Source organism: Pseudodesulfovibrio sp. S3 (genome assembly GCF_004025585.1).
Classification (GTDB): Bacteria; Desulfobacterota; Desulfovibrionia; order Desulfovibrionales; family Desulfovibrionaceae; genus Pseudodesulfovibrio.
The window spans coordinates 63,627-80,101 of sequence record NZ_QTZO01000001.1 but is presented as its reverse complement, the minus strand read 5'-3'; the positions used below and the strand labels follow the sequence as shown (position 1 = coordinate 80,101).

18 protein-coding genes and 1 riboswitch are annotated in these 16,475 nt (G+C 59.8%); of the genes, 10 read left to right on the top strand and 8 right to left on the bottom strand.

The genetic code is table 11. The features are described 5' to 3' along the window. Positions 1-4 precede the first annotated feature (4 nt). A riboswitch (cobalamin riboswitch) is annotated at positions 5-178 on the top strand. Positions 179-302: 124 nt separating this feature from the next. From DWB63_RS00390 to DWB63_RS00365, 6 genes are all read left to right on the top strand, one after another. Further along, complete coding sequence (locus DWB63_RS00390; protein ID WP_128326823.1) at positions 303-1,283, top strand: sirohydrochlorin cobaltochelatase; 981 nt, start codon at positions 303-305, stop codon at positions 1,281-1,283. A gap of 7 nt (positions 1,284-1,290) precedes the next feature. Next, positions 1,291-2,325: an iron ABC transporter permease gene (locus DWB63_RS00385; RefSeq protein ID WP_128326822.1), complete on the top strand. Its 1,035-nt coding sequence runs from the start codon at positions 1,291-1,293 to the stop codon at positions 2,323-2,325. Next, positions 2,318-3,091: an ABC transporter ATP-binding protein gene (locus DWB63_RS00380; RefSeq protein WP_128326821.1), complete on the top strand. Its 774-nt coding sequence runs from the start codon at positions 2,318-2,320 to the stop codon at positions 3,089-3,091. Before DWB63_RS00385 ends, DWB63_RS00380 begins: the two co-directional genes overlap by 8 nt. Positions 3,092-3,101: 10 nt before the next feature. After that, positions 3,102-3,995, top strand: coding sequence for an ABC transporter substrate-binding protein (locus DWB63_RS00375; RefSeq protein WP_128326820.1), 894 nt, complete (start codon positions 3,102-3,104; stop codon positions 3,993-3,995). A 69-nt stretch (positions 3,996-4,064) separates the two neighbouring features. Further along, positions 4,065-4,778: a precorrin-2 C(20)-methyltransferase gene (gene cobI, locus DWB63_RS00370; RefSeq protein WP_128326819.1), complete on the top strand. Its 714-nt coding sequence runs from the start codon at positions 4,065-4,067 to the stop codon at positions 4,776-4,778. Beyond that, positions 4,775-5,572 carry a sirohydrochlorin cobaltochelatase gene (locus DWB63_RS00365; protein WP_241648516.1) on the top strand — a complete coding sequence of 266 codons (798 nt, stop codon included), beginning with the start codon at positions 4,775-4,777 and terminating at the stop codon, positions 5,570-5,572. The genes cobI and DWB63_RS00365 overlap by 4 nt, the downstream gene beginning before the upstream one ends. Here the strand turns inward: DWB63_RS00365 and DWB63_RS00360 are convergent. Next, positions 5,569-5,952, bottom strand: a complete 384-nt coding sequence (locus DWB63_RS00360) for a PilZ domain-containing protein (protein ID WP_128326818.1) — start codon at positions 5,950-5,952, stop codon at positions 5,569-5,571. The genes DWB63_RS00365 and DWB63_RS00360 overlap by 4 nt on opposite strands. Before the next feature lie 117 nt (positions 5,953-6,069). Between DWB63_RS00360 and DWB63_RS00355 the strand changes: the two genes are divergently transcribed. Genes DWB63_RS00355 through lipA form a run of 4 tightly spaced genes read left to right on the top strand, consistent with a single transcriptional unit; the run spans position 6,070 to position 10,189 of the window. Beyond that, positions 6,070-7,617 carry an ASKHA domain-containing protein gene (locus DWB63_RS00355; protein WP_128326817.1) on the top strand — a complete coding sequence of 516 codons (1,548 nt, stop codon included), beginning with the start codon at positions 6,070-6,072 and terminating at the stop codon, positions 7,615-7,617. Beyond that, a complete protein-coding gene (locus tag DWB63_RS17455) occupies positions 7,607-8,734 on the top strand; it encodes a small ribosomal subunit Rsm22 family protein (RefSeq protein WP_241648515.1) in 1,128 nt (375 codons plus the stop codon). Before DWB63_RS00355 ends, DWB63_RS17455 begins: the two co-directional genes overlap by 11 nt. Continuing rightward, entirely contained in the window at positions 8,731-9,390 is a 660-nt protein-coding gene (gene lipB, locus DWB63_RS00345) for a lipoyl(octanoyl) transferase LipB (protein ID WP_241648514.1), read from the top strand. Before DWB63_RS17455 ends, lipB begins: the two co-directional genes overlap by 4 nt. Continuing rightward, positions 9,320-10,189 carry a lipoyl synthase gene (gene lipA, locus DWB63_RS00340; protein WP_128326814.1) on the top strand — a complete coding sequence of 290 codons (870 nt, stop codon included), beginning with the start codon at positions 9,320-9,322 and terminating at the stop codon, positions 10,187-10,189. Before lipB ends, lipA begins: the two co-directional genes overlap by 71 nt. Before the next feature lie 224 nt (positions 10,190-10,413). On the opposite strand, the gene recJ is transcribed toward lipA, so the two are convergent. The 7 genes from recJ to DWB63_RS00305 form a co-directional block, all read right to left on the bottom strand. Next, a complete protein-coding gene (gene recJ, locus DWB63_RS00335) occupies positions 10,414-12,066 on the bottom strand; it encodes a single-stranded-DNA-specific exonuclease RecJ (protein ID WP_241648513.1) in 1,653 nt (550 codons plus the stop codon). A 74-nt stretch (positions 12,067-12,140) separates the two neighbouring features. Then, entirely contained in the window at positions 12,141-13,001 is an 861-nt protein-coding gene (locus tag DWB63_RS00330; RefSeq protein ID WP_128326812.1) for an HDOD domain-containing protein, read from the bottom strand. 39 nt (positions 13,002-13,040) lie between these two features. Beyond that, positions 13,041-13,943, bottom strand: a complete 903-nt coding sequence (locus DWB63_RS00325) for a tetratricopeptide repeat protein (protein WP_128326811.1) — start codon at positions 13,941-13,943, stop codon at positions 13,041-13,043. Between the two features lie 9 nt (positions 13,944-13,952). After that, a complete protein-coding gene (pyrF, locus tag DWB63_RS00320; RefSeq protein WP_128326810.1) occupies positions 13,953-14,657 on the bottom strand; it encodes an orotidine-5'-phosphate decarboxylase in 705 nt (234 codons plus the stop codon). Beyond that, a complete protein-coding gene (gene gmk, locus DWB63_RS00315) occupies positions 14,650-15,291 on the bottom strand; it encodes a guanylate kinase (protein WP_128326809.1) in 642 nt (213 codons plus the stop codon). The genes pyrF and gmk overlap by 8 nt, the downstream gene beginning before the upstream one ends. 3 nt (positions 15,292-15,294) lie before the next feature. Next, positions 15,295-15,549: a DUF370 domain-containing protein gene (locus DWB63_RS00310; RefSeq protein ID WP_128326808.1), complete on the bottom strand. Its 255-nt coding sequence runs from the start codon at positions 15,547-15,549 to the stop codon at positions 15,295-15,297. A 26-nt stretch (positions 15,550-15,575) separates the two neighbouring features. Continuing rightward, positions 15,576-16,457 (bottom strand): YicC/YloC family endoribonuclease, encoded by an 882-nt coding sequence (locus tag DWB63_RS00305; RefSeq protein ID WP_128326807.1) that lies wholly within the window; start codon positions 16,455-16,457, stop codon positions 15,576-15,578. Between the last annotated feature and the right edge of the window lie 18 nt (positions 16,458-16,475).

Here is a 16,475-nt window from a genome sequence, read left to right as displayed (position 1 = left end):
CCGGCCTAATTTTCGCCCTTCAGGTGTTTTGACTCAATAGGGAATCCCGTGTGAATCGGGAGCGGACCCGCCGCCGTGACGTCCTGACGAACTGTTCTCACAATGCCACTGGATAAAACCGGGAAGGCGAGGGCAGGAGGGACCAGCCGGAAGACCTGCCTGAAACGATATCGGACTTGCCACGGTGGTACGAGGGCTTGCCGCCATGGATTTGAAGGGAAAAAACGGTTCCCCTTCCTCAGAATTCGTCGAGGAAGGGGATATTCATTTTCCTTAATCAGCCCCTCCGTATCGGAGGAACAATGCTTCAAAGAACACACGCCATTTTTCTGCCTCTGCTCCTGCTCCTGTTTCTGACCATCCCGGCACATGCCGGACACGGCGACGAAGGTCCGGCCAAAGAGGCCATCGTCCTGGCCGCCTTCGGCACTTCCTACCCGGAAGCGCTCAAATCCATCCTGCACATCCGGGACAGGGTCCAGGCGGCCAACCCCAAAGTGCCGGTGAAGCTGGCCTTCACTTCAAGCATCATCCGGTCCATCTGGCAGGAACGACAGGGCGACGCTGCTTGGAAAGAGGCCAATCCCGATGTACCTGAAGATGTCCTGTACGTGAAAAGTCCTCTGGCCACCCTGGCCGACCTGAGCGACCAGGGCTACAAGGACGTCACCGTACAATCCCTGCACGTCTTTGCCGGAGAAGAATTCGAGGACCTCAAGAACACCCTGATCGGCCTGCGTTCCATCCGCACCGTGAAAACGAAATCCCTGCCCTTCGCAAGCCTTCGACTCGGTCGCCCGGCGTTGGGCATGCCCGGAAATGTCCATCCCTACGTCGAAGACATTGAGGTGGGAGCAAAGGCCATGAAGAACGACGTGGAAGAAGCGAAAAAAATGGATGCAGCCCTGGTCTACATGGGCCATGGAAACGACTATTTCTCCACGGGCATATACTCCGAGTTCCAGCACGCCATGCAGCAGCATTTCAGCTATCCTGTCTTCGTGGGCTGTGTGGAGGGATTCCCCGGTTTTGACGAACTGCTGGTCAATCTCAAGGCCTCCGGCAAGAAGCACATCCTGCTCAAGCCGTTCATGATCGTTGCCGGTGACCACGCCTCAAACGATATGGCCGGTGACGAGGACGACGCCTGGAAGCCCATGCTGACCAAGGCCGGATTCGATGTGAAAACCGAATTGCGCGGTCTGGGCATGGTGGACACATGGGCGGATATCTACGTCGATCACGTGAAAGACGCCCGTGCGCAGACCCACCTGCTTCCCTAGGCAAGACATGAACGCCGTTCCCCGCCAAGCCACCCGCAAGGGACTGATCCTGTTGCTCCTTGCCGCCATCGCGGCAGGGCTGACGATCATTGCCTGCGGCATGGGCTTCATAGCCGTTTCACCAGCCGAGATTCTCACATGGCTGCTGGACGGGCTGCGGGGGGCGGCGGACACAATGCCCACACTGAAATCCAGCGTCATCTTCGAGGTCAGGCTGCCCCGCATCCTGACCAGCCTGTCCGTAGGATTCGGCCTGGCCGTGGCGGGCGTGGTTTTCCAGGGGCTGCTCCTCAATCCCCTGGCCGACCCGTTCACCCTGGGCGTATCTTCGGGTGCAGCCTTTGGCGCGGCGCTGACCCTGTTGCTGGGCCTGACCGTATTCGGACCGGCCACGCTCTTCCTCATGGCCTTTCTGGGGGCGGCGGCCACCCTGTTCGCGGTCATGGCCATGGCCGGGCGCGACGGTGAACTGGCCCCTGCCAACCTGATCCTGGCGGGCGTCATCGTCTCCGCCATCCTGTCGGCGGGCCTGAGTTTCATCAAATATCTGGCGGACGAGCGCGTCTCGGTCATCGTTTTCTGGCTCATGGGCAGCTTTGTGAGCCGCACCTGGACCGACGTTGCCCTCACCGGCACGGTCGCCCTGCTCGGCTTCACCGTATGCCTTTTCTTCGGACGAGACCTGAACATCATGAGCCTGGGTGCCCGTCCGGCCCGGAGCCTTGGCGTGGACACGGCCCGCGTGCGTCTCCTGCTGCTGATCACGGCCTCCCTGATCAGCGCGGTCTGCGTTGCCGTCAGCGGAATCATCGGCTTTGTGGGGCTGATCGTCCCCCACCTCATGCGCATGATCGTGGGCCCGGACAACCGCTGGCTCCTGCCTGCCTCGGGGCTGGGCGGGGCGCTCCTGCTCCTGATTGCCGACACCCTGACCCGGGCCGTGCTGCCCCACGAGGTGCCCATCGGCGTGCTGACCGCCCTCATCGGCGGTCCGATATTCTGCTGGATTTTCAGCCGCAGCAGGAGACTGTATCGTGGATAGCCTCTCCTGTTCCCTGCAAGGCCTGCACTTTGCCTATGCCGAAACGCCCGTCCTGAACGGCCTGGACATCGCCTTTGAGCCGGGCAGACTGCACGGCATCCTCGGCCCCAACGGCAGCGGCAAATCAACCCTGCTTTCGGTCCTTGCCGGGCACCTCCGTCCATCCGCCGGACGGGCGACCATGGGAGACAGGCCCGTAAGCGGCTTTTCCGCCGCGGCCCTTGCCAGGCTATGCGCCCTGGTCCCCCAGCAGGCCGACCTCAACTTTCCCTTCACCGTATTCGAGACCGTGCTCATGGGCCGCCATCCCCACATACCCAGGTTCAGCCGCCCCACGGCCCAAGATCTGGTCACCGTCGAGGAAAGCCTTGCCGCCATGGACCTCGACCCGTTGCGCGGCCGCATCCTGGCCGATCTGTCCGGCGGCGAACAACAACGCACTGCCGTGGCGCGCGGGCTGGCACAGGATACACCCGTCCTGCTGCTGGACGAGCCGACGTCGTCCATGGACATCCGCCACACCATGGCAGCCATGACCGAACTCCAGCGGTTGGCAAAGACAAAAAACCGAACCGTCATCACCATCCTGCACGACCTCAACCTGGCCGCCAGGTTCTGCGACCGGGTGTTCCTGCTGGACAAAGGCCGCGTTCACGCCTATGGCAACGTTGCCCACACACTCACACCGGACAACATCCACGCGGTTTTCGGCGTGCACGTCCATATCCTGAACACCACCAGCGGCCCATACATCGCTTATATTTAAGGAAATCATTTTGAAACGGCTTTTGTTCACCCTCTTCTTCACGCTCTTGCTGCACTCCCCGGCCAACTCCCAGACCCTGACAGACCATTCCGGCCGGACCATCGAAGTCAAGGCCCCGTTTACCCGAATCATCTCCCTGTACGGCGCTCATACCGAGAACCTCTTCAGCCTCGGGCTGAACGAAGAGATCGTCGGCGTCTCCACCAGCGAAGACTATCCCATGGCCGTCATGGAAAAACCCGCATTCAACGCCCGCGACGGCGTGGAAAAATTCCTGGCAGCCGAACCGGACCTGATCCTCATCCGCCCCATGCTGCGCCGGGGATATCCCGGACTCTGGGCCGCTTTGGAAAAACGCGGAATTACCGTGGTCTCGCTGCAACCGGACTCGGTGGAACAGATGTACGATTATTGGCGCACCCTGGGCCACCTGACCGGCCGCGAGTTGCAGGCCGAATACATGATAGAGGACTTTCAGGAAGGAATCTCCCGCACGGAACAACGGCTTGCCTCCCTCACTGAAGACCGGCGGCCCGGCGTCTTCTTCGAATCCATCCATGCCAAACTCGCCACTTTTTCGCCCGGAGCAATGCCGCTGTTCGTGCTGGAAAAGGCGGGCGGCATCAATGTGGCCGACGACGCCAGGCCCAGACACGGAACAAACATAGCGGACTACGGTCTGGAGCGGCTCCTTGCCAGAGGCAGCCGGATCGATGTCTACCTGGCCCAGTACGGCACCATGAACGAGGTCTCCATACCCGAGATCAAGAACGGCCCGGCATCGTCCCGCATCAAGGCGGTTCTCAGCGGAAACGTCTTCCTGGTGGACGAGCACCTGGTGTCCCGCCCGACCATGCGCCTGCTGCAAGGTATCGAAATCATATACCAGCTGCTCCATCCGTGATCACGTATTGACGCATTTTTCGAAAACAGACACAGTCGGCCACCGACAAAAAAAGAACGAGATCATTCAGTGACAAAAACAGGCATTCTCTATGGCATAGGAGTCGGCCCCGGCGATCCCGAACTCCTCACCCTCAAAGCGGTCCGCATCCTGGGCGAGGTGGACGTGATCTTTGCCGCCGCCTCCACCAAGAACGACTATTCCACCGCATATGCCATTGCCAGGCCGCATCTGAAAAAGGGCGTCCAGGTCATCCAATTGGGGTTTCCCATGACAAAGGATGCCCAAGAGCTTGACACGGCTTGGAAAGCCAACGCCGAAATCGTTGCCAAAGTCCTGGACAAGGGAATGGACGCCGCCTTTCTGACCCTGGGCGACCCGCTGACCTATTCCACATACGGCTACCTTCAGCGCACCTTGCTCTCGGTAAATCCGAACCTGCACCTTCAGGCCGTCCCCGGCATCACCTCCTTCCACGCCGCAGCGTCCAAGATAGGCCTGGTCCTGGTCGAATCCAAGGAATCCCTGCTCATCACCTCGGGAGTTGCCGACATCGCACGGTTGGAGGAACAGCTTGACTCCTGCGACAACGCAGTTATTCTCAAAGCATACAAGAATTTCGATGAAATCCGGGATCTCCTGACCCGGTTGAGGCTGGCGGACAAGACCGTGCTGGTCTCCCGGCTGGGAATGGACGACGAGTCCATTCTCATGGACATCAAGGACGCACCCAAAAAGCCGCACTATTTTTCGCTGGCGCTGGTCAAAAAGAACAAGACATGATGAAAACCGCCATTATCCTGGCCGCGTTCGGCTCCCGCAATAAAAACGCCATGGCCTCCCTCGACCACATCACCGAGCGGGTCAGGAAAGCGTACCCGGACCACCTGATCCGCGTGGCCTACACCTCCAAGACCATCCGCGGCCATATGAAGGACGCGGGCGAAGCAGTGGATTCCGTCCCGACGGCCCTGGACAATCTCCTCTCCGAGGGTGTCACCCACGTCGTAATCCAGTCCCTGCACCTCATCCCCGGCACGGAATTTCACGAACTGCTCAGCCTGGCCAATGCGCACATGCTCAAGGATGGCGGCTTCAACCGGGTGGAGGTCGGGTTCCCTCTGGTGGCCGGAGAAACAGGCGTGGAGGCGGTGGCCGACACTATTTTGTCCATAGCGGAAGAAGGCAAGGGCGCAAATGACGCCGTGCTCTTCATGGGCCACGGCACCAAACACGACGGCAACGTCTACTACGAAGCCCTGCACCATGCCTTTCAACGGCGTGACCCGTCAGTACACATGGGAGCCATGGAGGCCGAACCGGGCATCGACGCCATTATCGAACGGTTCCAGAAGGACGGGGTCAAGAAGGCCCGCCTGCTGCCTTTCCTGTTCGGAGCGGGCTGGCACGCGGCACGCGACATGGTGGGCGACAGTGAGACCAGTTGGAAAACCCGGCTGAAAATGGCCGGAATCGAGTGCGAAGCCGTGATGAAAGGGGCCGGTGAATACGACCGGCTGGTGAATATCTGGCTCAAACACCTGGACGACGCCCTCAAGCGCATGAACCGCTGCTAGGACTTCTTCAAGCGATCCCGTTTCCGTTCTTCGGCCTGGCGCTTCTGCTCCTTGAGCACCAACCCGTGAACGGCGTCCTGACTCCGGCGGTCCATCTCCTCAAAGACCAGCCCGGTAAAAGAGGCCGCGACCCGGACCACCCTGGCCCGGATGCCCAAGGCCACCTGTCCACCCTTGAAGTACAGGCCGATCTCGAAGCGTTCCCCCTCGCGCATGGCCGTTGCCCCGGACAATCCCACGCCGCTGGGGCTGATGTCCCTGGCGGAATAGACCGCCGGACGCCCGGCCACCTTGACGTGCAGACCGGGAATGCTGGCCCGGTAGGCTTCACGCTTCCCGGAAGGTTGCCCAAACGATATGTCAAACGGATTTCGAGCCATGAACAACTCCTTGCGGAACTGCCTCTCTAGCAACTCTCCGGGCCGTTGCCAAGCCGACCCAACGACATTTACAGCGGTCCGTCCATGAGCTAATCTGTTCGGATTGACGGAGACACGATGAGCATACTCATACACACACACGACGGCGGCAGGTTCGCCCTGGAACCGAAGACGGGCGACACCCTGGCCCGGACCATTTTCCTGTCCAGGCTGTGGCACGGGGTTGCGCTCTGCTCCGGGCTGGGCAAATGCGGATTGTGTCGTGTGCGCTTCCTCAAGGACACACCGGAACCGGGACGGGACGAAGTCAGGAAGCTGGGCCACGAGGCCGTGGCGCTCGGCTGGAGGCTGGCCTGCCTGCACCCGTCAAAACCGTGTGAAATCGAACTGCCTGAACCCGTGCGCAGCCCTCGCGCCGTGCGCACCCTGGCTCAGAATTCCGGAGACTTCACCCTGGCTGTGGACCTGGGCACCACCTCCATCCACTGGACCGCGCTCAGAAACGGCAAACCCGTAGTCACGGGCCGGGAGCTCAACCCCCAGACCGGGATGGGCTCCGAGGTCATGACCCGGCTGGCCGCTGCCGCCACTGCCGAAGGGAGGTTCGTCCTGCGCGCCCTGGTCACGGACCGGATCGCGGAACTGGCCACACTCACCGCCCACAACCTGGGCGGGAAGTGCCTAGGCCTTGCGGTCTCGGGCAATCCGGCCATGACCTACATCCTGCTCGGCAAAAAGCCCGACGACCTGGCCACAGCGCCCTACACCCTTTCCTACACCGGCGGTGACGAAAAAAAACTCGGCGCGGGTCTGCCCCCGGCCTACATACCGCCCCTGCTCGCCCCGTTTGTCGGCGCTGACCTGAGTGCGGGCCTGACCTTTCTCGAATACGGCGGCTCACCGAAATATCCTTTCCTGCTGGCCGATCTCGGCACCAACGGAGAATTCATCCTGGCCCTGTCCCCCGAGCAGCGGCTCTGTGCCAGCGTGCCCATGGGACCGGCCCTGGAAGGCGTGGGATTGACCTTCGGACGCACTGCCGGACCGGGCGCGATCACCGGATTCACCTTGACGCCGAAGGGACTTCAAGCCAAGTATTTCGACGACTCCACGGGCGGGAAATCCGGCATGACCGGCACCGGCTACCTCTCCCTGGCCGCCATCCTGCGCACCCACGGCGTGCTGGACGAAACCGGGCACTTCGGCACCGGGTCCACCCCGCTGGCAACACGGCTGGCCGAACGGATAACGGAGGTCAATGGCGAACCCGCCTTTCTCGTCAACAACGCGGTGCATCTCCCGGCCTCGGACGTGGAAGAGATTCTCAAGGTCAAGGCGGCTTTCAACCTGGCCATGTCCGCCCTGCTCCGGAAGGCAGGCTTCGGCCCCGGCACGTTGAAACAGATATTTATTGCGGGCGCACTGGGCGAGTATGTCGGCTCAACCGACTTGGAAACCCTGGGCTTCCTGCCCCCGGGCTGTGCGGCCAAAACGGTCAAGGCGGGGAACACCTCGCTCAAAGGCACTGAACTACTGGTAACGGACACCGCGGCCCGGACCTTTGCCGAGGGTTTGTCCCGCACCATGACCCGGCTGGACCTGACCGGAGATGCCGATTTCGGCAATGAATTCATACAAAGGATGCGGTTTGCCTATGTCGATTGACGGCCTGTTCCCCAACCTCACCGAGGACAACATCAAACTGCTGGAAGAATTCGGCGGTCTGCTCAAACACGTCTGGCCGCTCAAGGCCAAGCACCGCGATCATTTAAAATACGACATACGGGACATGTCGCGCGGCCTGACCAGCGACCGGATGCAGCGGCGCAAGGAATACATGACCGACGACAAGTACCTGTCGCCCTATCTGCACTATTTCCTGCCCTGGAATCTCTACCGCATGTCCCGCCTCTTTTCCGGCCTGGAACTGGACATCCCCGAGAATGGCGAAGTCGCGGATCTCGGCTCAGGTTCCCTGACCGCAGTGCTGGCCCTGTGGATGTCGCGGCCCCACCTGCGCGAGCGAAAGCTCAACTTCACCTGCGTGGACCTTGCGCCCAAGGCCATGCAGACCGGGCTGAAACTCTTCAAGGCCATGGCCGGAGACAATTCCCCCTGGCGCATCAAGACGGTCAAGGGAAGCTTCACCGAGCATCTGCGCAACAAGGCTGACCTGATCCTGGCGGCCAACGCCTTCAACGAACTGGACTGGTCGGGCCGGACCACACGCGGTCAGGCGGATGTCCTGTCCACCCACCTGATCAATTCCACCAAGGAGACGGGACGGGTGCTCATAGTTGAAACCGGCATGCGCCTCTCCGGACGCATCATCGCCGAAATGCGCGCACAGATGCTCCAGAAAGGGTTCAAACCCATTTCGCCCTGCCCCCACTCCGGCGACTGTCCCATGCCCGCCCTGAGCCAGACTTCGCCATGGTGCCATTTCAACTTTTCCACCAAAGGAGTGCCTTCCTGGCTGGAGTCCATCTCCAAAGAAGCCAGCCTGGAAAAAGACAACGTGACCCTCAATTTCCTCTACCTTTCGCAAAAGGGCGCAGCGGACTGGGGCGCAGTACGGGCCATTTCCGAAACCTTCAAGATACAGGGCAGTTGGGGCCAGTATGCCTGCTCCGACCATGGCCTGACCCTGATCGACTACGCACCGGGAACCCGGACCCTTTTCCCGGGCCAGGCCTTTGCTCCCACCTGGCCGGAGACCCCAAAAACCGACCTCAAATCCAAGGCCGTCATCCTGCCGTTCAAGGCCGACAAGAAAAAATGAAAATCATCGACCTCGGACTGATCGACTACGAAAAAGCCGAAGCCCTGCAACTGGAGACCCTGGCTGCCGTGACCAACGGCCAGGCCGAAAACACGGTCTTCCTCCTGGAACACCCCAAGGTCATCACTCTGGGACGCCAGGGCGGGGCCGAGAACCTGCTCATGGACACATCCCTGCTGGCCGCGCAGGGTATTGCCGTGGCCCAGACCACACGCGGCGGCAACATCACCTGCCACTTCCCCGGCCAGATGGTGGCCTATCCCATCTGGCAGGTGGAAAAACGGACCGGCGGCATGAGAAAATTCTTCCACGACATGGAAGAGGCGGTCATCGGCACCTGCGCGCACTTCGGCGTGAACACGGTCCGGCGGCCCGGCCACCCCGGCGTTTGGGTGGACGAAGTGAAGAAAATATGCTCAATGGGCATCGGCGTGCGCCGCTGGGTCACCTACCACGGCCTGGCCCTCAACGTGGGGTTCGACGTAAGCCTGTTCAACGCCATCACCCTGTGCGGCATCCAGGGGGCGGTTCCCACCTCCCTGTCCAAAGAGACCGGACGCGACATCGACATGAAGGAAGTCAAATATGTCTTTGAAAAAGCCTTCCGAAAAGCCTTTGCGGATACCGCCCTGGCTTCGGATCAAACTCCCCAATAACGAAAATTTTGCCTGCACATCCGGGCTGATAAGCGACCTGAACCTGAACACGGTCTGCCAATCGGCCAAATGCCCCAACAAATGGGAGTGCTTTTCCAAAAACGTGGCCACGTTCCTGATCATGGGCTCCATCTGCACGCGCAACTGCGCATTCTGCAACATCGTGTCCGGCGATCTCGATCCTCTGGACCCGTCCGAACCGGGCCGCGTGGCCGAAGCCGCCAAACGCCTGAAGCTCAAGCATGTGGTCATTACTTCAGTCACCCGCGACGATCTTGCGGACGGAGGCTCCGCCCATTTCGCGGCGACCATCCGAGCCGTGCGCGCCGCAATGCCCGAATGCACCATTGAAGTGCTCATCCCGGATTTCCAGGGCAATGAAGCCGCGCTCAGGACCGTGCTCGACGCCCGGCCGGACGTGCTCAACCACAACCTGGAGACCGTGCCCGTCCTGTACGCCGACATACGGCCCCAGGCGGACTACCGCCAGTCACTCGAACTTCTGGCAAACGCCAAACGGATCGCCCCGAAGATTCCGACCAAATCCGGCATCATGGTCGGCCTCGGCGAAACCGACGAACAGATCATGGTCACCCTCGACGATCTGGCCGCGGTCGATTGCAACATCGTGACCATCGGCCAGTACATGCAACCCAGCCGCCAACACCCCATGGTGAAGCGGTATGTGGAACCGGCAACGTTTGATTGGTACGCGGAGGAAGGGATGAAGCGCGGCATTGGCCACATGTTCAGCGCGCCGCTGGTCAGATCGAGCTACAACGCTGCGGACTTCGTCTAGCAGACTGTCAAGAAAGCACGACCAAGGCGTTACTTAAAAAACTCAACCCCCTCGAATATTTCCTGTATTCGAGGGGTTGAACGTTGTGTTGCGGATACGCAATTTTGCCGAAGGCGCGACAAAAAGTTTGGGAGAGTCCAGAGAACCCTTTTCAAAGGGTGCTCTGGCCGTCGGAGACGCCTCTCCGGCGAGGAACCGCCGGAGGCCACACCCCAAGAAATGCGCTAGAACATCCAGTCCCGTATCCGCAGGTCGATGGAGGGAATGCCCCGAAAACGGTCGATCTTCGGGGTGAAGGCGAACCGCAGGGTCCTGCCCTGGACAACGCGGGTCAGACTGTGCCCCATGCGCCACGCCTTGCCCGGCAGTCTGGCCCCGGTCTCCTGGTCCTCAAGCACCAGTTTGACATGCTCGCGGTCCCGTCCAAAAACACTGTGTTCGGCCACGGTCACCGGCTTTGTGGCAAAAACAGGTTCGGGGTTGCCCATGCCGAAAGGCTGCAACAGCTCCAGTTCCTTGAGCAGGGTGTTGTTGATATTGGCGAAACTCAGTTCGTGATCGAGTTTGAGAGTGGGCGTCAGCGGGTCCGGGCCAAGGGTTGCCACGATATGGTCGTTGAACCGCTCGCGCAAGGCCGACAGATTTTCCCTTTTGAGAGTAAGCCCGGCTGCCTGCTTATGGCCGCCGAATCCTTCAAGCACGGAACTGACCGCCGTGAGCCCTTCGAAAAGGTTGAACTCGGAAATACTGCGGCCGGACCCCTTGAGTATCCCTTCACCAACCTCGGAAGAACAGAGCAGGAGCGTGGGCCGGTAGTACTTCTCCACAACCCGCGAGGCCACGATGCCGATGATGCCCGGATGCCAATGATCGGCATGGAGTACCAGCCCGGCCATGTGTTTCATGGTTTCGGCTTGTGCAAAGGCCTCATCCGAAATCTCCTGCTCCTGGCGTCGGCGCTCCAAATTGATGGCGTTCAGTTCCTCGGCAATGGGCATGGCCGAATCGAAATCCTTTGCCAACAGCAGGTTCAGCGCCTTGGTCGGGTCACCCATGCGCCCGGCGGCATTGATGCGCGGTGCAAGGTGGAAACCGATCTGTCCAGCTCCCAGATCCGCCTGCCGTTCAAAATCGCTGACCACCTTCAGAGCGGCCATGCCCGGACGCTTGGCCTCCTTGATAACCAGAAGCCCGTTCTTGACCAGAATACGATTCTGACCGGTCAGGCTGACGATATCCGCGATGGTGCCGAGGGCCACCAGATCGAGCAGGGAGCGCACATCCACAGGCTCGCCGGGCAACAACCGGTTCAGGGCCACCATGAGCATGAAGGCCACCCCCACTCCGGCCAGGTCGTCGCAGGGGCCGCCATCGGCCAGTCGAGGATCGCAGACCGCATGGGCCTTGGGCAACTCCTCGCCGGGCAAATGGTGATCCGTGACCACCACGACCATGCCCAGTTCTCGGGCACGGGCCACCGGCGCGAGGTCGGAAATACCGCAATCCACGGTCAGGAGCATGGTCACGCCCTGCTCAAAGAGCCGTTCCACTCCGGGAATGTTCATGCCGTACCCTTCATCCATGCGGTTGGGCAGATGGTGCATGATATCCATGCCCCGCATGGCAAAGAACTCCTTGACCACGGCCGTAGCCGTGATGCCGTCCACATCGTAGTCGCCCCATACGGCCAGGGTTCGCCCTTCGGCCACACCCCGAGCCAGGGTCTCGGCGGCCTCGGTCAACCCCGGAATCTCCGCTGGATTGGCCATATTCCGGAGCATCGGACTGAGGAACCGATCCATTTCTCCGATGTCGGTCAACCCCCGATTCCAGAGAATTTCCACGATCAATGGCGAAACGGAAAGTGCCTCAGCCATTTCCACGACTGAGGGCGGTGCGGTTTCATCACCGCGGGGTTTCCAGATGAAGGGCAATATAACGTCCCGGGATGTTAGGAAAGAATACTTACAAATTGTTCGACATCGTCTGACTCGAAAAGCTCTTCGGCGATTTCCAGAATGTCGTCCATATCCACGGAAATCTCCTCGCAAAGGAGATCCACCCTGTGCACATAGGGTCCATCGGGATCGGCAACAGCATGGGTCACGGCGTCGGCCAGGCAGATCACGTTGGATTCATTGGAATGGTCCGGTGCAAGCGCGGGCGAATGGTGCCAATTGACCGGCTCCACCAGGTCGGCGGGCAGATCCCACGACCTCAGTACCAGGGCGCCGACCACGGCGTGGTCCAACCCCCAGTATTCCTCCTCGGCTTCGCTGTCGAGCATCTCGTCGTTCTCGGCCAGATCGCGAATGGCCTGCCAGTCATCCGGTCGTTTCAAGGCCGTGATCAGTTTGCCGATGTCGTGCAGCAACCCCGAGGTGAACATATTGTCCGGCTTGCCCACACCGATCATGTGGGACAATTCCTTGGCGACCATGGCCACCAGAAACTGATGTGTCCAGTAGGCTCCAAGATCAAACTCCGCCGGAATGGGATATTTCCTTGTCAGTCCTTTTACACCCAGGGCAAGCACTATATTGCGGATTTCGGACATGCCGAGCACGGCTGCCGCCCGCGGCACGGACTGGACTTCGGCCTGCAAACCGTAATAGGCGGAATTGGCCAGACTCAGGATGCGAGTGGTCAGCCCCTGATCCCTGCTCAGGGTCTCACCCACATCTTCAAGGGACGCCAAAGACCCGCCGCCGGTCTGAATGAACAGTTTCTTCAGGACTTCCGGAGCAAAAGGCAAATCTTCCCGCATATTGGGAAGCTCTTGAAGGAATCCCTGAATACTATTCTGGTTCATGAAAACTCCTACCCGCCGCCTGACGGGGTTCCATGTCCGTTAATCCAAATTTATCGAAATGGGCGCATCGGACTTTTCGTTGCCCTCAGGCTTGCCCGTGTCCTGCTTCTTTTCCGGGGAACTCGGTTGGGCCTCGGCCGTCACGCTCAGCCCCTCTCCTTCGGCCACATGTCCTCGCTCGACAAGAAAACCCCAAAACTTCTTGCTCGCCTCAAGTTCCGGATTCACCTCCAGACTCTTGAGCAAATACTCCTTGCACCCATCGATATTCCCTTTCTCAAAAAAACACCGGGCAATATTGTGAAAGAGGTGTTCGTCGTTCTGCACCAGTTTCTCGGCCCGTAGGTAATATTGGAGGGCCTGGTCGTACATCTTGTTCTTCCGCATGTTGATGCCGAAATCATTGAACAGATGCTTGTGCTCGACGGCGAATGCGGCTTCCAGATCTACCAGCCGCTCAAAGATGTCATTAGCCCTCACCTGATCACCACGGTCGAGATAGGTCAGCCCCAGCCCGAAGTTGGCGCGGACGTTTTCCTCGTCAATGGACATGGCCTGCTTATATTCGAATTCGGCACTGTAGGCTGCGCCCCGTTCACGGTGCTGTTCGCCGCGCACTATGGCACTGTCCATTTCCTTGATGGCCGGGTACACGGTGGAAACGTAGAATTCCGGTTCAGGATTGAACTTGGTGAGAAAATCATCGCGCTCGATGGTGCGTTTGGGACCGGAAGGAACATAATTACGGTTCAGGGGCTGGACGGAAACTTCGCCGTTCGAAAGCTCTTCGACATCCCAGTACGTCTTCTGGATTGTCTTGCGCTGGGTCGTGCCGGTGCCGACTTTGGCGACTGTCTGGGTGGAAAAGATACCTTTGATCTTCTCCGCACCATCACGCACGATCTCTCGTGTGCCCCCGACTTTCTGCTCCTGATCGGACATCAAATGCTCCTATCCGGCCTGTTCCATCTCTCCGAGGATAACCAGAGCTGCTTCCCGAGGCGCATCGGCTCCGGTTACGGGTCGTCCCACCACAAGGAAATCCGAGCCGCTCTGTACAGCCTGAGCCGGAGTTACCACCCGCCTCTGATCTCCTGCGCCCACCGATGCTGGACGAATACCCGGAGTGAGGCAGGCGAATTCCCTGCCGCAGGCAGATTTGATCCGCTCCACTTCCAGACCGGAACAAACCACCCCATTCAAGCCATATTGCTTGGCTTTAACAGCCAGGTCAAGGGCCATCTCGGAAGGCGACGGTGCCGCTTCCACCGGGAAATCACCGGCAGCCATGCTGGTCAGCACGGTCACAGCCAGAACCAGGGGAGCTTCCTGTCCCGAAGTCAGCCCCTCGCGGCATCCTGCCATGGCGGCGTGAGCCATGCGTTCACCGCCCAGGGCATGGATGTTGACCATGTCCGCACCCAGCCGGACCGCCGAACGGACCGCACCCTGCACTGTGTTGGGAATATCGAAGAATTTCAGGTCCAGAAAAACCTTGAATCCCATGTCCTTGAGGCCGGAAACCACCTGCGGCCCCTCGGCCGTGAACAGCTCCAAACCGACCTTCATCCACGGGGCTGTTCCCTTCAGGTTCCGGGCCATGGCCATTGCAGTCTTTGCGTCCCTGAAGTCCAGGGCGACAACCAGATCAGCCATTGTTTTCCCAGGTCTTCATGATGTTGTCGAGGATGCCGGGCCGAAGCGAGGGTTTGCACCTACCGGCCAGATATACTGCCTTGAGCTCCTGATACGCCTCATCAAGACTGTCGTTGACCACCCAGTAATCAAACCATTCGGCCTGTGAAAGTTCACCGGAGGCATTGGCAAGACGGCGGGAAATGGACTCCTCCGAATCGGTGCCGCGCCCTTGCAGCCTGCTCACCAATTCTTCGCGTGAGGGCGGCAGCAGGAACACGAAGGTGCCCTTGTAGAAGGTCTTTCTGAGCTGCTTTGCACCCTGGACATCGATGTCGAACAACACGTCCCGGCCGGAATCGAGCATTTCTTCGACCGGCTTGGTAGCCGTGCCGTAAAAATTGCCGTGAACTTCGGCCCATTCACAGAAAGCGCCTCTGCTGCGCATGGCCACAAAGGCTTCCCGTGAGACGAAATTGTACTCACGACCGTCCTGTTCACTCCCGCGCGGGGCACGTGTGGTGTAGGACACCGAAAAACCAAAATCAGGATACTCCTCCCGGAGCATGGCAATGAGCGTGCTCTTGCCGGTTCCGCTGGGCGCACAGACCACAAGAACCTGGCCCAGCCTGAATTTATGATCGTCCTGAATCACCTACTAATCCCCCTCGTCCGCGCTGAATCGTTGTCCGATGGTCTCGGCCTGGATGGCCGACAGGACAACATGGTTGGAGTCGGTGACAATGATCGCCCTGGTCTTACGCCCCTGAGTGGCGTCAATGAGCCGCCCTTCGGCACGGGCGTCCTCCCTGAGGCGCCGCATGGGCGCACTGGATGGGTTGACGATGGAAATGACCCGATCCAAGACCACGAAATTCCCGAAACCGACGTTGAGTAATCCCTGTTTCTGCATGGTTTCCTACCGCTTCTTCAGATTGTTTACTCGATGTTCTGGACCTGTTCACGACAACGTTCCAGCTCTGCCTTGAAATCCACAACCAACTGGCTGACTTCGGTATCCTGTGCCTTGTTGCCGCAGGTATTGATCTCGCGGAAGGTCTCCTGCACCAAGAAATCGAGCTTCTTGCCCACATCAGCCTTTTCGGTCATGACCTCGCCCAACCGTTCAAGGTGGGCATCCAGACGGGTCAACTCCTCGGACACATCCAGCTTGTCGGTGAGGTAGGCTACTTCCTGAAGCATGCGGTCCTCTGAAAATTCGGCATTGGCGGATTCCAGCATGTCGACGATGCGCTGTCTGAGCGCCGCTTTCTTGGCTTCCAGGATATCCGGGATGCGCTGCTTCACCTTTTCCGTGAGATCACGCAGATTCTGCATACGTTCCGTAAGGTCGGCAACCAGGGCATCACCTTCCGTGGCCCGGGAACTCACCCACTCCTTGAGGGCGGCTTCCAGTCCCTTGGTCAGGCTGTCTGCCAAACCCGGGTCCGGCTCGGTGCCGCAGTCGCGCCACAGTGCCGACATGGAGAGTACACGGTTGTAGTCAGGTTCGAAAGTACCGCCGCGGCTCACTGCCAGCTTTTCCATCTGATCGAACATGGCCTGCGCCATGGTTTCATTGAAGGTGACGCCGAGAATGCGCGCATCCAGGACTTCCAGGTTCAGGGACACGTCCACCCGACCGCGCGAGGCATGGGCGCGAAGGACCTTTTCCCAACCGTTTTCCAGGGAACGCAGGTAGCCGGGCATCCTCCACTTGACGTCGAGGAAACGGCCGTTGACGCTCTTGATCTCCCACACATGGGTCCAGGCGTCATCATTGGTCTCGAACCGGCCAAAGCCGGTCATGCTAACGGGCATATACTTATCCTTATGTTT

Coding starts and splice junctions, on each gene's coding strand:
- DWB63_RS00390 (WP_128326823.1), top strand. CDS start 303: ATGCTTCAAAGAACACACGCCATTTTTCTGCCTCTGCTCCTGCTCCTG.
- DWB63_RS00355 (WP_128326817.1), top strand. CDS start 6,070: ATGAGCATACTCATACACACACACGACGGCGGCAGGTTCGCCCTGGAA.
- DWB63_RS00360 (WP_128326818.1), bottom strand. CDS start 5,952: ATGGCTCGAAATCCGTTTGACATATCGTTTGGGCAACCTTCCGGGAAG.
- lipA (WP_128326814.1), top strand. CDS start 9,320: ATGTCTTTGAAAAAGCCTTCCGAAAAGCCTTTGCGGATACCGCCCTGG.
- DWB63_RS00310 (WP_128326808.1), bottom strand. CDS start 15,549: ATGCAGAAACAGGGATTACTCAACGTCGGTTTCGGGAATTTCGTGGTC.
- pyrF (WP_128326810.1), bottom strand. CDS start 14,657: ATGGCTGATCTGGTTGTCGCCCTGGACTTCAGGGACGCAAAGACTGCA.
- DWB63_RS00305 (WP_128326807.1), bottom strand. CDS start 16,457: ATGCCCGTTAGCATGACCGGCTTTGGCCGGTTCGAGACCAATGATGAC.
- DWB63_RS00325 (WP_128326811.1), bottom strand. CDS start 13,943: ATGTCCGATCAGGAGCAGAAAGTCGGGGGCACACGAGAGATCGTGCGT.
- DWB63_RS00330 (WP_128326812.1), bottom strand. CDS start 13,001: ATGAACCAGAATAGTATTCAGGGATTCCTTCAAGAGCTTCCCAATATG.
- DWB63_RS00365 (WP_241648516.1), top strand. CDS start 4,775: ATGATGAAAACCGCCATTATCCTGGCCGCGTTCGGCTCCCGCAATAAA.
- DWB63_RS17455 (WP_241648515.1), top strand. CDS start 7,607: ATGTCGATTGACGGCCTGTTCCCCAACCTCACCGAGGACAACATCAAA.
- lipB (WP_241648514.1), top strand. CDS start 8,731: ATGAAAATCATCGACCTCGGACTGATCGACTACGAAAAAGCCGAAGCC.
- DWB63_RS00385 (WP_128326822.1), top strand. CDS start 1,291: ATGAACGCCGTTCCCCGCCAAGCCACCCGCAAGGGACTGATCCTGTTG.
- recJ (WP_241648513.1), bottom strand. CDS start 12,066: ATGGCTGAGGCACTTTCCGTTTCGCCATTGATCGTGGAAATTCTCTGG.